Source organism: Naasia sp. SYSU D00057 (genome assembly GCF_017916505.1).
Lineage (GTDB): Bacteria > Actinomycetota > Actinomycetes > Actinomycetales > Microbacteriaceae > Naasia.
Map to the genome: position 1 here is coordinate 206,624 of NZ_JAFMSZ010000004.1, position 12,379 is coordinate 219,002.

Below are 12,379 nucleotides of genomic sequence, written 5' to 3' on the forward strand. Positions count from 1 at the left end.
CCGCGTCAGTCCTCGGGGTTCTCGGGGTCGAGCGGGGCGTGGTGGTCGAGGCCGGCCACGCCCTTCCGCCAGTAGCCGTCCACCTTCGCGCGGTCCTTGGCGAGCCCGCCGGCGCGGAGTGCCCGGCGGACCGGGATGAGCGCCGCCGCCTCGCCCGCCGCCCACACGTACGTCGCGGCGTCGATCGAGGGGCCCTCCAGGGCGGCGAGTGCGGCGTCCGCGCCCGTGGGGATCGCCGTGACCGTGACCCGGTTCCCGTACGCGAGCGGGTAGTCGAGCACGTCGGCGTGGTCGGACTGGACGAACGCGGTGACCTGCGCCTCCACGCCGACCGCGGCGACCCAGCGGCCGAGCGCGGGCAGCGCCGCCTCGTCGGCGAGCAGCACGTAGCTCTTCGCGCCGCTCGGCGGCATCCGCGAGCCGCGCGGACCCGCGACCACGAGCGGGTCGCCCGCCAGGGCGCCGCTCGCGAACCGGCTCGCGGGGCCGTCGTCGCCGTGCAGGACGAAGTCGAGCGAGAGCTCCAGCGCGTCCGCGTCGAAGGCGGCGGGTGTGTAGTCCCGGGAGATGCGCTCCCCGTTCGGCGAGGGGAAGAAGAGCTTCACGTGGTCCTCGGGACCGAGTGCCGAGAAGCCGGCGAGCTGGTCGCCGCCGACGGTGATCCTCGTGAGGGATGAGGTCAGCCGTTCCCGGCGCACCACCCGCAGCTCGCGGGCGGCGAGCTCGTGCCGGACGGTCTCGCGGGAGAAGGATGCTTCGCTCATGCGTCCATTCTTCCTGGCGCGCTCAGCCCCGCACGCACGCCCCGGGGGAGACCGGGTCCGCGAGGGCCGGCGCCTGCGACAGGACGGGGGAGAGCTCCTCCATCGTCATCGCGTAGCCGATGTTGGCGGTCGTGGCGCTCTTCGCGAAGACGAGGCCCGCGATGGCGCCGTCCGTGGTCAGGAGCGGACCGCCCGAGTTGCCCTGCTGCACGTCGGCGGCCAGCGTGTACACGCTGCGCGGGTTGTCGATGTCGCCGTAGATGTCGGCGACGTCGAAGGTCTGCACCGACATGACCTCGGCGCCCCTCGACGAGAACGGGCCGCCGAGCGGGTAGCCGTCGACGACCGCGTCGCTGCCCGCGGGAAGGGTGGGGGAGGTCTGCAGGGGCGGCGCGGCGAGCCCGTCGGCCGCGAGGACCGCGATGTCGTCCACCGGGTCGAAGTAGACGACGCGTCCCTCCGCGGTGCCGTCGTTCGGCGACTCGATCACCGGGGCCTCGACGCCGGAGACGACGTGCGCGTTCGTCAGCACCCGACCCGGCGCGACGACGACGCCGCTGCCCGTCTGGCTCTGACCGCAGGAGAACGCGTTGCCCGTGATCCGCACGACCGACCGGGAGGCGGCCTGCAGCCCGGGGCCGCCCGTGTCGACGTCGGGAAGCGCCGGGGGCTCGGACGCGGCGCCGAGCGCGTCCGCGATCCGCGGGATGCCGTCCTCGATGAGGAGGGAGCGCAGCTGGGCCATGGTGCTCTCGACCGGCGCCGGGGTCAGCGAGTCGATGGTGCGGAGGACGCTGGACTCGGCGAGCGAGCGGCTGAGGAACGGAACGCCGAGGGTGCCGACGCCCGATGCGACCATGGAGGTGACGAGCGCCGCGACGACGAGGGTGAGCGCCCCGCCGAGGATGCGGTCGACGAACCGGAACGGGCCGCGCGCGATCGTCGACGACACCAGCGCGCCGAGGGCGGCGCCGGCGCTGTTGCCGATCGCGATGAGGCCGACGACGAGGGCGATGGACGCCGCGATCCGCCAGCCCGGGTCGGGCACGATGCCGGTGAGCACGGGCAGCAGCAGGATCCCCGCCACGCCGCCGGCGACCACCCCGGCGATCGGGAAGGCGCTGCGCAGCAGACCGGCGCGGAGCCCGTACAGCAGGTAGCCGAGCAGCAGCAGGGCCAGCAGCACGTCGAGGAGGAGCGTCAACGTCCCTTCCCTCCTCGCCCGTCCGCCTACGAGCGGAGGTTACAGCCTGCCCCACGGGAGCCGGAGGAACGCCGAGAACGCGCGGGGGGTCGGGGAGGCGGCGCCTCTTCTCGGGAGCAGCGTGCGGGTGCAGCACGCAGGCCGGTTCGGCATCCCCGGGCCGTCGCGGCGGCCCGGATACGCCGGAACGGCCCGGTCAGGCGCCCGGCTCCTCCAGGGGCACGCGCGCCGGGATGGGCGGGTCGACCGTGATCGTCGTCTCCAGCACCTGTGCGGCGCGCTCGAGGACGGCGATCTCCTCGTCGTCGAGCGACGAGAGCAGGACCGCGAGCTTGCGGGCGCGCGAGATGCGGGCGCGCTGCACCGCCTCCTGGCCCGCGGGCGTCGCGGTGAGCAGGGCGGCGCGGCCGTCGACGGGGTCGGGCGTCCGATCGACGAAGCCGTCGGTCTCCAGACCGCCGATGAGGCGCGTCATGCTGGGCGCCGTCACCGACTCGATGCGCGCGAGATCGCCGGAGCGCAGCGGCCCGAGGTGCTCGATCGTGGAGAGCGCCGACAGCTGCGACTGGGTCAGGTCGCCGGCGCTCGAGCGGATGAGCCGGTTGAGGCGTCCGATCACGATGGCGAGGCGCGCCGCAACGTCGTCGCGGCCCGCGCTCTGGCTGTCCTCCGGCACCGCCGTCTCCTCTCCTACGGAACTGCGATCGCGCCCGAGTGTCCCACATCCGCCCGGCGGCCCGCACGATGTGCTGGAGGAAGGGGGGAAGGCCCGAACGGCCCGTCCGCCGCGCGAGAACAGCGGCCCGGCCCGTTCTGGCGGGGCGCCGCTCTGCTAAGCTTCTTCGGTTGCCGTTCGAACGGCCGCGGAGAAAGAGAGCTCGCACATCGGGTGACGGGCACCGCGCAACGAGAGGAAGGGGATCCCATCTATGGCACTCGAAGCAGACGTCAAGAAGGCGATCATCGAAGAGTACGCGACGCACCCCGGTGACACCGGATCCCCTGAGGTCCAGGTCGCCATGCTGACCCGCCGGATCAAGGATCTGACGGAGCACCTCAAGGAGCACAAGCACGACCACCACTCGCGTCGTGGCCTGCTGCTCCTGGTCGGCCAGCGCCGCCGGCTGCTCGGGTACCTGCAGGACATCGACATCAACCGCTACCGGTCGCTGATCGAGCGTCTCGGCCTCCGCCGCTAGGGCGAGCCACGCAGGCTCTTCGCTGACAACGCGAGCTTCTTCGGAACGGGCCGTCACCTTCGGGTGGCGGCCCGTTCTGCGTTCCCGGCACCGGAACGACATCCGGCAACGGTCTCCGGCTGCCGGATGTCGCTCCGGTCGCCGCATGCCTTCGCCGCGATCAGGCGGCGGAGGGCCGGGTGAGCGCCAGGTAGGAGATCGAGGCGGAGACGGCGCGGATGATGAAGCGCTCGTCCTGGCGCCAGCGGGAGACGTCCGCGGCCAGCGACTCCGCGTCGGCGGCAGGGATGCCGGCGCCGATCTTCGCCGACTGCCAGGACTCCCGGCAGGAGCCCTCGCCCTGGACCGCCACCTCCTCGGCGGCGTCGATGATCCGGGGAGCGGGGTTGCCGCTGATCAGCAGCGACTCGGCGGCGTCCGGGATGCGCGCGAGCACGTCCCGCAGGCAGCGGGTCAGAGCGTTCCGGTTGCCGGTCAGCGCCCCCTCGATGGTGGCGTCGAGCAGCAGCGGGCTCTGAGCGGCGAGGGATGCGGCGAGCTCGTCGTGGGCGAGCTTCGCGATCGTCAGAGTCGGGTCGATGACGGCGTGCACGTGCGACGGCGGCCGGGCCACGACGACGACGGCGCCGGGTGGCACGACGGGCGTGGGCGAGTCGACGAAGCGGAGGAACGAGCGCGACAGCGCGTCGGCCCAGTCCCTGTGCACGGCGACCCCGGTGGGGGAGAGCAGGGTCCACACCGCCTCGGTGCCGTTGGCGATGAGGGTGGTCGTCCCGGCGGCGTCCGCGCAGACCACGAACTCGGCGACGGCCCGCGAGAACAGCCGGCCGTCGCTGTCGGCGGTGAGCCGCTGCGGGAACGCTCGAGGGCAGCCACGGTCCCGCTCGACCGCGGGCACCGGGTCCGGCTGGACGACCGAGAGCACCAGGAGCCCGGTCAGCAGCGCGGCGAGCACGGCGAGCACGCGGCGGATCACGGACCCGCCTGCCACTCGAGGCGCCGGTAGGCGGTGGCCTGGTCCTCGGACAGCAGCCGCCGGTACATGCGCGCGGCGCCCTCGACCCGGATCGTGAACTCCTGGTCCTCGGCCCAGCCGAACGCGTCGTACGCGAACCCGGTGATGGAGCCCGACGGCATCCCGGACACGACCTGCGCCTCGAGCCAGCTCCTTCCGCAGAAGCCGTCGGCGAGATCCACCGAGCGGAGGGATGACGCGAACGTCCCGGCCGGCTCGGCCGAGGTGAGGACCTCGCCCGCCGGCGGCAGGGCGTCGAGCACCGTCGTCAGGCAGGCCGAGAGCGCGCGCCGCGCGGCGCTCGGGCGCGGCGCGATCGCGGCATCGGCGAGGCCGCGCCCGTGGTCGAGCGCCCGCAGCAGCTGATCGTGCGTGAGCTGCGCGACGGTGAGCCGCGCGTCGACGCGGAGGCCGACCTCGGACGGCGAGCGCTGAGCGACGGCCGCCGCACCGCTCGGGATGGCGCCAGCGGGACCGCCGACCAGGTCGACGAAGGATCGCGTCGAGTCGCTCAGCCGCACGCGGATGGACCGCTGCGGGGGAGCCCCGTCGAGGACCCACACGGCCGGGCCCGTGTTGATCACGAGAGTGGAGGCGCCGGCGGCATCCGTGCAGATCCGGACGCCCGACGACCCGGCGCCCAGGCTGAGCGGCAGCACCGCGCGCGGGAACGGCTCGGGACAGCCCGATGGAGGGGTGTCGGCGGGCAGGCCGCGCGGCACTGCTGCGAGCGCCGCAAGGGTCGCCGCCGCGACGGCGATCCCCAGAGCGACCCGCAGCGATACCTGCCGTGCCACGCCGCACTCCTCCCGAGCCCGGAGACGTTGAAGGCGGACTCCCGGCTCGTGCCGGGGTCCGCCGAGCGATCACCGCGGGCGCTGTCTACAGCGTGAACCTCCGTGCGACGGTTGCCAAGGGGATCAGGCCGCGCGACCGAGGTTGCTCGAGTGCGGAGACCGGATGCGCGAGCCGGCCGGGATGTTGGAGTCGTGCGGAACGCGCGAGCCCGCGCCGATCGTGCTGCCCGCCCCGACCCGGGAGTGGCTGCCGATCTTGGCGCCCGGGCCGATCACGGAGCCGGCGCCCACGTGCACGTTGGCGCCGAGGATGGCCCCGCGGCCCACGATGGCGTCGCGCTCGATCCAGCTGCCCTCACCGATGAGCACATCGCGGTCGACGCGGGAGTCGGCCTCGATGTACGCCGTGGGGGCGACATATGCGGTGGGGTCGGCCTTGGCCGTCATGGCGACGAGGCCGCGCCCGTTGGAGTGACGTCGGTACTTGAGGACGACCCCGCCGTCCTCGAACTCTTCGAATTGCTTTCCCATCAGCGGGTACAACGGCTCTTGCGCTCGGAAGATTCCCGGGGCAGCAAGCGCTCGCGCCCCCGTTTCGTGTAGACCATCGGCATGACTGCTTCGAGCGAATTGACGAGCTGGGTGGAGCGCTACCTGACCGCGTGGACGAGCAACGATCCGGACGACATCCGGGCGCTCTTCACCGAGGACGCGGAGTACCGCTACCACCCCTGGGACGACCCGGTCACCGGGCACGAGGCCATCGTGGCCAGCTGGCTGGAGAGCCAGGACGCGCCGGAGGACTGGACGTACGAGTGGCAGGCCGTCGCCGAGCAGGGCCCGACGCGCGTCGTGGACGGGCGAGCCGTCTACACGAGCGGGAACGTCTACCGCACGATGTGGGTGGTCGAGCTCGGCGAGGACGGCCGCGCGTCCCGCTTCACCGAGTGGCCGATGACGGAGCCGACCGACCCGCCGACCGCCGCCTGACCCTCCTGCGCCGGCCCCGTCAACCCCTGAGGCGTGCCGGGGAAGCGCCGAGGGGCGCGGGGTAGATTGCCGCCATGGCGGACAACACCTATACGGCCACCCTCGCGCGCGGCGACTCCTCCGAGACCATCGAGCTCGAGCTCATCCAGGGCGCGCCGCAGCGGACCATCACCCGCAGCGTCGACGTCAACGGCGAGTCGGTGGACGAGGTGTGGGAGCTGGACCCGGACGGGCCCGACTACACCTACCGTCCCGGTGGCTACGAGGACCGCGCCTACTCCTGAGCCGCAGCCGGGGGCACCGTGTCGGGCGTGATCGCGCTCGCCGGTGGAGTCCCCTCGGCACGCTCTCTGGCGGCGGCGGACTGCGGCCTGCCCTGCGCCGCCCGATCGACGGCGTCGAGCAGCTCGCGCGTCCCGAAGATCCGGAAGTGGCCGGACGCCTTGAGCAGCACATTGGTGGCGCCGTCGAGGCGGCTGCCGCCCGGGATGTGCGGGTCGAAGGTTCCCCAGATCGACGTGATCCGCGCGTTGACCTCGAGGTGCTCGCGGAGCATCCGCAGCGTCGTGTCGGTGGGGGAGAAGTCCCGGATGGAGCGCATCAGAACGTAGCGCGCGTACACCGACCCGGAGAACGGCGTCGAGATCGCGATCATCCGCTCGATCCGCGACTCCGGGTCGCAGCGCAGCATCGTGTACTTGCCGATCAGGCCGCCCTTGCTGTGCGCGACGACGAGCACGTTCCGGAGGTCGTTCTCCGCCAGGTACGCCGCGACCAGGTCCGCGCTCGACCGGATGGACGCGGTGTTCCAGCCGAGGGTCGTCACCACGTGCACGGGATGACCGCGGTCGCGGAGCAGGTCGGCGACGGGGCGCATGAACTGCCACGTCTCGTAGATGCCGGGCAGCAGCAGCACCGGCTGGCGGGTCGCCCCCTCCCGCCGGTACGTGCTCGGGTCGATCCGGAAGAGGAACCCCTGCACCTGCCAGTACCCGACGTAGAGGTAGTCGAGCAGCCAGAACCAGCCGTTCCCCAGCAGCCGGATCATCGCGGTTCCAGCCCCGGCTCCCGGACCTTCGCGAGCCCCACGATGGCGTCGACCACCTCGTCGGTCGCCGTGTACATCACGACGTGTCCCTTCCGCGGCACCTCGACGAAGCGCGCGGCGGGGATCGCCTCCGCGAGGCGCTCTGCCCACCAGCGGCGCGAGATGGGGTCGCGCTCGCCGCGCACCACGACCGTCTCCGCGGTCACCCGGCGCACCGCGTCCTCCGTGCGGTAGGAGAGCATCGCGGGCAGCGTGGCGGCGTACCAGCGGACGCCCGTCCGGAGGTAGTCGCTCAGCACCGCGACGTTCGACGGCGGCGTCTCGAAGAAGAGGCAGTCCTGGAGCAGCCGGAGCCCCTGCCGCACCGCGCTGCGCTCGCGCGGGTCGACGACCGTGCCCATGAGCACCAGCCGGCGGAAGAGGTCGGGATGCTGCAGCGACGCCTCCACGACGATCTGCGTGCCCATGGAGTGGCCGACGAGCACCGGATCCGCCACGTCGGCGTCGATCAGATAGGTGGAGAGGATGTCCGCGAACTCGCCGATCGACATCGGCGACTCGGGCCGCGGCGCCCGTCCCATGCCGGGCAGCTCGACGACGTGCACGCCGCCCGTCCGGGCGAGCGCGCGCGCGAGGCGGTGGTAGTAGCTCGTGCCGACCCCGATGCCGTGCACGAGCACGAACTGCGGCCCTTCATCCGCGCCGAGGCGCTTGACGAGCATCGTGCGGCCCTCGTGCTTGAATTCCGACACGGTCCGCCAGTGCATGGCACGAGCCTAGGCGGGTGACCCTGCGCGGGACCGGTGGGGGGAAGATGACGGGGATCCGGTTGCGCACGGGCGCGCCACGGCGTATGGCGGCGCCCGCGCCACCGGCGCCGCCCCCGACGCTGCGCTCGCGGGAGCCCGGGTACGCCGCCGTCGAGGAGTGCCTCGCGGCGCACGTCGCGGCACCGCGGCGCTCGTGGATCGAGCGGCTGCTCGGCATCGTGCCGCTCCGCGCGGAGGCGCACGCGCACCGCGAGCAGGCCCTGCTCGAGCGCGGGGTGGGCGCACTCCTCACCCGGCTGCCCGCCGACTGGACGGTGCTGCACTCGGTGCCGCTGCCGGGCGGCGTGGTGCCGCACCTGGTTCTCGGCCCCGCCGGTGTGTACGCGATCTTCCCGCAGGCGGCCGTCGACGCCTCCGTGTGGGTGTCTGCCGACCTGATCGCGGTCGATGGGGCCTCGTCCGACGCCCTGCTGCGCGCCGAGGCGGCGGTGACCGGCATCGAGCAGTGCCTCGGCCCGGTGCTCGTGCCCGGGGTCGCCGTCGCCTCTGTCGTGGTGTTCCGGGAGCCCAAGCGCATCGTCGTCCGCACTCCGGCGCGCGCCGCGAAGGTGCTCGACGCGGCCGAGCTGGTGCCGTGGCTGCGGTCGCTGCCGGAGCTGTGCTCCGCCCTCCTCGTCGATCGGCTGGCCGACGCAGCCGAGCTGCCGACCACCTGGCTGCCCGAGGGCGCCGAGACCCTCCGGCACGCGCTCCGATGGGAGCGGCTCGAGGCCGAGCTCGCGCAGGCCGAGGTCCGACGCCGGCGCGGCCTCCCCATCCTGCTCGCGACGGCCGTCGTGCTCTCCGCCGCGACGTTCACGGGTCTCGCCCTGCTGCTTCCCGCGGTTCTCCCCGGCTAGCCTGTGCACATGGCATGGTTTCGGCGGCAGGACCCGGGGGACTTCCCGAAGAGCGACGCCGGCAGCGGCTCGCTGAACGACTACCGCTTCGACCTGACGCCGAAGAACCGGCGGGTCCGCATCCGGCTCGCCGGCAGTGACCCGCACCAGGACCTGCTCCGCGACCTCGTCGGCGTCGAGGGCGTGACGACGGCCGGCGGCCAGCGCACGATCGAGGAGGAGCGCTCGGACGCGCCCATCCAGGTGCGGCTGTTCGTCGAGCGCCGCATCGTCGGCCCGGTCGGCACGGTTCCCCGCGGGCTGGAGCCGCCCGTCCTCGACGCGCTCGGCCGTCTGGAGAAGTCGGGCAAGCCGGCGCGCATCCCCGTCGAGGTGCTCGAGACGAAGAACGGCGTGCGCGTCGAGCTGCTCGTCGGCGAGACCCTCTGACGCCTCGCCGGAAAACGGCGTCCGCAGCTCGGGAATAACGACTGCACCGGGTCTGTTTGAGCACTCGATCGATGCAAACGCATCGAGCGAGGAAGGGCATCATGCAGTTCGGCATCTTCACCGTCGGGGACGTCACCACCGACCCCACCACCGGTCGCGCACCCACCGAGGGTGAGCGCATCAAGGCGATCCTCACGATCGCCCAGAAGGCGGAGGAGGTCGGACTCGACGTCTTCGCGCTCGGCGAGCACCACAACCCTCCGTTCATCCCGTCCTCGCCGACCACGATGCTCGGCTACATCGCCGCCAAGACCGAGCGGCTGATCCTGTCGACGAGCACGACGCTCATCACCACGAACGACCCGGTGAAGATCGCCGAGGACTTCGCGACGCTGCAGCACGTCTCCGACGGGCGCACCGACGTGATGCTCGGCCGTGGCAACACCGGCCCCGTCTACCCCTGGTTCGGCAAGGACATCCGCCAGGGCATCCCGCTCGCCATCGAGAACTACGCGCTGCTGCACAAGCTGTGGCGCGAGGACGTCGTCAACTGGAGCGGCAAGTTCCGCACCCCGCTGCAGGGCTTCACCGCCACGCCCCGCCCGCTCGACGACGTGCCGCCGTTCGTCTGGCACGGCTCCATCCGCTCCCCGGAGATCGCCGAGCAGGCCGCCTTCTACGGTGACGGCTTCTTCGCCAACAACATCTTCTGGCCGAAGGAGCACTATATGCAGCTCATCGGCTTCTACCGCCAGCGCTTCGAGCACTACGGGCACGGCACCGCCGAGCAGGCGATCGTCGGGCTCGGCGGCCAGGCGTTCATGCGCAAGAACTCGCAGGACGCGGTCGACGAGTTCCGTCCCTACTTCGACCAGGCGCCGGTCTACGGCAACGGACCCTCGCTCGAGGACTTCACCGCGCAGACACCGCTGACCGTCGGCAGCCCCCAGCAGGTCATCGACCGCTACGCCGCCATGCGCGAGCACTTCGGCGACTACCAGCGCCAGCTGTTCCTCATGGACCACGCCGGCCTGCCGCTCAAGGTCGTGCTCGAGCAGCTCGACCTGCTCGGCGAGGAGGTTGTCCCGGTGCTCCGCAAGGAGCTCGCGAAGGACCGCCCCGCGTCGGTGCCGGACGCCCCGACCCACCAGTCGCTGCTCGAGAAGAAGCGCGCCGCGGAGCAGGCCGGGCAGGCCGTTGCCGCCGCCGCCGAGTCGGCCCGATAGGAGGGGCGCCATGACCACCCGCACCCTCGCCGTCGTGTCCGCCGGGCTCAGCAAGCCCTCGTCCACGCGTATGCTGGCCGACCGCCTCGCCGAGGCGACCGCCGCCCGCCTTCGGGAGACCGGGGACGACGTGTCCGTCGAGTTCGTGGAGCTCCGCGACCTCGCGCAGGACATCACCAACAATCTCCTCACCGGCTTCCCGAGCGTCCGCCTCGGCGAAGCGATCGAGAAGGTGACGTCCGCCGACGGGCTCATCGCCGTGACGCCGATCTTCAGCGCCAGCTACAGCGGCCTGTTCAAGTCGTTCTTCGACGTGCTCGAGCCGGGCGCGATCGCCGAGCTCCCGGTGCTGATGGGCGCAACGGGCGGAACCGCCCGGCACTCGCTCGCGATCGACTTCGCGCTGCGCCCGCTGTTCGCCTACCTGCATGCCGACGCCGCGACCACCGGGGTGTTCGCTGCGACGGACGACTGGGGCGACGCCGACGACGCGGTGAAGCCGCTGCCGGAGCGCATCGACCGTGCGGCCGCCGAGTTCGCGGAGAGGGTCCGCCGCTCCACTCGCACGGCGTCGCTCCGCGACCCGTTCGCCCTGCCCTCGGGCTTCGACCCGACGGGCGTCGGCGGCATCCAGTAGCCGGAACAGTGCGAGCGGGGCGCAGGGGAGACCCTGCGCCCCGCTTCCGCGATGTGCGGTGCCGAGGTGCCCGATGCGGCGCCGGGTGACGGCTGCACCGGGCACTTCCCGCTGCAACGGGCGCGTCGCACTCGGACGTAGGGTCGGAGGAATGGGGATCAGGGACGGGCTGCGGCGCCTGATCGAGGTGCGGCCGTCGCCCCGGCGGTGGCCGATCGCCACGGGCGCCGCGATCGCGCTCGCCGTGCCCGCTCTCGCGTTCACGCTCGCCGGAGAGCCGGCCCTCGGACTCGTCGCCTCGAACGGCGCGTTCCTCACCCTCCACCTCGGCGACCGGCCGGCCGCACAGCGGGCCCGCCGGCTGCCGTTCGTCGCCGCCGGGCTCTTCGCCGGCGCCGCGCTGGCCGCTCTCGCCGCGCCGGTTCCCGTGCTCGGCACGCTCGTGCTCGCCGGGATCGCTCTCGCCGCCGCCGTGCTCACCCTCGGCTACCGCGCCGGCCCTCCCGGCAGCGTCTTCTTCGTCATGGTGCCGGGCATCATCGGGTCGCTCGTCGCGCCGCGCTCGCTCGGCGGCGCGGGGGACGACCCGCTCGTGGTGCTCGGGGTGCTCGCGGTCGGGCTCGCGTTCGCGTACCTCGTCGTGCTCGCCCCGCTCGCGCTGCCGGCCGTCCGAGCCCGATCACGGGACGCGGGTCCGCCCGCCCCGCTGCGCTTCGCCCTGACCGACGAGTCTCGCATCGTCCTCGCCCGCGTCGCCGTCGCGATCGTCCTCGCCACCGCGGTGAGCATTCCGCTCGGCCTGCACCGCAGCTACTGGGTGCTCGTCACCGTCGTCGCCGTGCTGCAGAGCGGCGTCCTCCGCCGGCTGACCGCGCTGCGCGCCACGCACCGGATCCTCGGCACCGTCCTCGGGGCCGGCATCTTCCTCGTGCTCGCCCTCGCCGGACCGGACGGCGTGCTGCTCGTCCTCGCGCTCGCCGCCCTCCAGTACGTCGTCGAGCTGCTCGTCGTGCGGCACTACGGGCTCGCGCTCGTCTTCATCACCCCGCTCGCGCTCCTCGTCGCGGCTCGCGCGCCGGGCACGGATGCGCCCGGCCTGGCCGCCGAGCGGATCGTCGACACCGGCATGGGCGCCGCCATCGCGGTTCTCGTGCTCGCCGTCGAGTTCGCGCTGGAGCGGCGCGCCGCTCGGACGGGGGCTGACGGGCACGCCCCCCTGAGTTAGAATGCACGAGGCGCCCGTCCGCGAAAGGACCGGGCACCACCGGAGCAGATCGGCAGGAAGCTGGTCGTTAGTGGTGGGTTTCCGTGCAGGGGCACGGCGGCTTTCTACTGATGACCAGAAGCCCGACCTGGGCTTGCCACGCTCCTTCCTGCTGTCCTGTCTGCTCCTTCCCCGCA

At 72.8% G+C, this 12,379-nt stretch carries 16 protein-coding genes; 8 read left to right on the plus strand and 8 right to left on the minus strand.

The window, feature by feature from the left end; translation table 11 throughout:
- Positions 1–5: 5 nt before the first annotated feature.
- The 3 genes from J3P36_RS13810 to J3P36_RS13820 all read right to left on the minus strand — a co-directional run bounded on the left by J3P36_RS13810 (position 6) and on the right by J3P36_RS13820 (position 2,644).
- Positions 6–764, minus strand: coding sequence for a siderophore-interacting protein (locus J3P36_RS13810; RefSeq protein ID WP_210508799.1), 759 nt, complete (start codon positions 762–764; stop codon positions 6–8).
- A gap of 22 nt (positions 765–786) precedes the next feature.
- On the minus strand, positions 787–1,968 hold the full coding sequence (locus J3P36_RS13815; RefSeq protein WP_210508801.1) for a MarP family serine protease: 1,182 nt from the start codon (positions 1,966–1,968) through the stop codon (positions 787–789).
- A 196-nt stretch (positions 1,969–2,164) separates the two neighbouring features.
- Entirely contained in the window at positions 2,165–2,644 is a 480-nt protein-coding gene (locus J3P36_RS13820) for a MarR family winged helix-turn-helix transcriptional regulator (RefSeq protein WP_210508803.1), read from the minus strand.
- A gap of 253 nt (positions 2,645–2,897) precedes the next feature.
- Between J3P36_RS13820 and rpsO the strand changes: the two genes are divergently transcribed.
- Positions 2,898–3,167 (plus strand): 30S ribosomal protein S15, encoded by a 270-nt coding sequence (rpsO, locus tag J3P36_RS13825; RefSeq protein ID WP_210508806.1) that lies wholly within the window; start codon positions 2,898–2,900, stop codon positions 3,165–3,167.
- 160 nt (positions 3,168–3,327) lie between these two features.
- Here the strand turns inward: rpsO and J3P36_RS13830 are convergent, their stop codons facing one another.
- The 3 genes from J3P36_RS13830 to J3P36_RS13840 all read right to left on the minus strand — a co-directional run bounded on the left by J3P36_RS13830 (position 3,328) and on the right by J3P36_RS13840 (position 5,510).
- On the minus strand, positions 3,328–4,143 hold the full coding sequence (locus tag J3P36_RS13830; RefSeq protein ID WP_210508808.1) for a hypothetical protein: 816 nt from the start codon (positions 4,141–4,143) through the stop codon (positions 3,328–3,330).
- Positions 4,140–4,979, minus strand: a complete 840-nt coding sequence (locus J3P36_RS13835; protein ID WP_210508809.1) for a hypothetical protein — start codon at positions 4,977–4,979, stop codon at positions 4,140–4,142. The genes J3P36_RS13830 and J3P36_RS13835 overlap by 4 nt, the downstream gene beginning before the upstream one ends.
- A gap of 123 nt (positions 4,980–5,102) precedes the next feature.
- Positions 5,103–5,510, minus strand: coding sequence for a transferase (locus tag J3P36_RS13840; RefSeq protein ID WP_210508811.1), 408 nt, complete (start codon positions 5,508–5,510; stop codon positions 5,103–5,105).
- An 81-nt stretch (positions 5,511–5,591) separates the two neighbouring features.
- Here J3P36_RS13840 and J3P36_RS13845 point away from each other — a divergent pair, with 81 nt between their 5' ends.
- A complete protein-coding gene (locus J3P36_RS13845; protein ID WP_210508812.1) occupies positions 5,592–5,969 on the plus strand; it encodes a nuclear transport factor 2 family protein in 378 nt (125 codons plus the stop codon).
- A gap of 74 nt (positions 5,970–6,043) precedes the next feature.
- Entirely contained in the window at positions 6,044–6,253 is a 210-nt protein-coding gene (locus J3P36_RS13850; RefSeq protein WP_210508813.1) for a hypothetical protein, read from the plus strand.
- Here the strand turns inward: J3P36_RS13850 and J3P36_RS13855 are convergent.
- Together J3P36_RS13855 and J3P36_RS13860 are read right to left on the minus strand one after the other, a co-directional pair.
- Positions 6,244–7,017, minus strand: coding sequence for a triacylglycerol lipase (locus J3P36_RS13855; protein ID WP_210508814.1), 774 nt, complete (start codon positions 7,015–7,017; stop codon positions 6,244–6,246). The two genes, J3P36_RS13850 and J3P36_RS13855, sit on opposite strands and share 10 nt — an antisense overlap.
- Positions 7,014–7,784: an alpha/beta fold hydrolase gene (locus J3P36_RS13860; protein WP_210508815.1), complete on the minus strand. Its 771-nt coding sequence runs from the start codon at positions 7,782–7,784 to the stop codon at positions 7,014–7,016. Before J3P36_RS13860 ends, J3P36_RS13855 begins: the two co-directional genes overlap by 4 nt.
- An 86-nt stretch (positions 7,785–7,870) precedes the next feature.
- On the opposite strand from J3P36_RS13860, the gene J3P36_RS13865 reads away from it, so the two are divergent.
- The 5 genes from J3P36_RS13865 (at position 7,871) to J3P36_RS13885 (ending at position 12,203) form a co-directional block, all read left to right on the plus strand.
- Positions 7,871–8,686: a nuclease-related domain-containing protein gene (locus J3P36_RS13865; protein WP_210508816.1), complete on the plus strand. Its 816-nt coding sequence runs from the start codon at positions 7,871–7,873 to the stop codon at positions 8,684–8,686.
- Positions 8,687–8,695: 9 nt separating this feature from the next.
- Complete coding sequence (locus tag J3P36_RS13870) at positions 8,696–9,115, plus strand: hypothetical protein (protein WP_210508817.1); 420 nt, start codon at positions 8,696–8,698, stop codon at positions 9,113–9,115.
- Positions 9,116–9,216: 101 nt separating this feature from the next.
- Complete coding sequence (locus J3P36_RS13875) at positions 9,217–10,341, plus strand: LLM class flavin-dependent oxidoreductase (RefSeq protein WP_210508818.1); 1,125 nt, start codon at positions 9,217–9,219, stop codon at positions 10,339–10,341.
- A 10-nt stretch (positions 10,342–10,351) separates the two neighbouring features.
- On the plus strand, positions 10,352–10,978 hold the full coding sequence (locus J3P36_RS13880) for an FMN reductase (protein ID WP_210508819.1): 627 nt from the start codon (positions 10,352–10,354) through the stop codon (positions 10,976–10,978).
- Between the two features lie 151 nt (positions 10,979–11,129).
- The gene (locus tag J3P36_RS13885; RefSeq protein WP_210508820.1) at positions 11,130–12,203 is read left to right on the plus strand and encodes an FUSC family protein; all 1,074 of its coding nucleotides are present in this window, start codon (positions 11,130–11,132) and stop codon (positions 12,201–12,203) included.
- The last annotated feature ends 176 nt before the right edge of the window (positions 12,204–12,379 follow it).

Bases quoted from the DNA above. Each gene is read 5' to 3' on its own strand.
- J3P36_RS13880 (WP_210508819.1), top strand. From the start codon at position 10,352: ATGACCACCCGCACCCTCGCCGTCGTGTCCGCCGGGCTCAGCAAGCCC.
- J3P36_RS13840 (WP_210508811.1), bottom strand. From the start codon at position 5,510: ATGGGAAAGCAATTCGAAGAGTTCGAGGACGGCGGGGTCGTCCTCAAG.
- J3P36_RS13845 (WP_210508812.1), top strand. From the start codon at position 5,592: ATGACTGCTTCGAGCGAATTGACGAGCTGGGTGGAGCGCTACCTGACC.
- J3P36_RS13885 (WP_210508820.1), top strand. From the start codon at position 11,130: ATGGGGATCAGGGACGGGCTGCGGCGCCTGATCGAGGTGCGGCCGTCG.
- J3P36_RS13810 (WP_210508799.1), bottom strand. From the start codon at position 764: ATGAGCGAAGCATCCTTCTCCCGCGAGACCGTCCGGCACGAGCTCGCC.
- J3P36_RS13860 (WP_210508815.1), bottom strand. From the start codon at position 7,784: ATGCACTGGCGGACCGTGTCGGAATTCAAGCACGAGGGCCGCACGATG.
- J3P36_RS13855 (WP_210508814.1), bottom strand. From the start codon at position 7,017: ATGATCCGGCTGCTGGGGAACGGCTGGTTCTGGCTGCTCGACTACCTC.
- J3P36_RS13875 (WP_210508818.1), top strand. From the start codon at position 9,217: ATGCAGTTCGGCATCTTCACCGTCGGGGACGTCACCACCGACCCCACC.
- rpsO (WP_210508806.1), top strand. From the start codon at position 2,898: ATGGCACTCGAAGCAGACGTCAAGAAGGCGATCATCGAAGAGTACGCG.
- J3P36_RS13850 (WP_210508813.1), top strand. From the start codon at position 6,044: ATGGCGGACAACACCTATACGGCCACCCTCGCGCGCGGCGACTCCTCC.
- J3P36_RS13865 (WP_210508816.1), top strand. From the start codon at position 7,871: ATGGCGGCGCCCGCGCCACCGGCGCCGCCCCCGACGCTGCGCTCGCGG.
- J3P36_RS13870 (WP_210508817.1), top strand. From the start codon at position 8,696: ATGGCATGGTTTCGGCGGCAGGACCCGGGGGACTTCCCGAAGAGCGAC.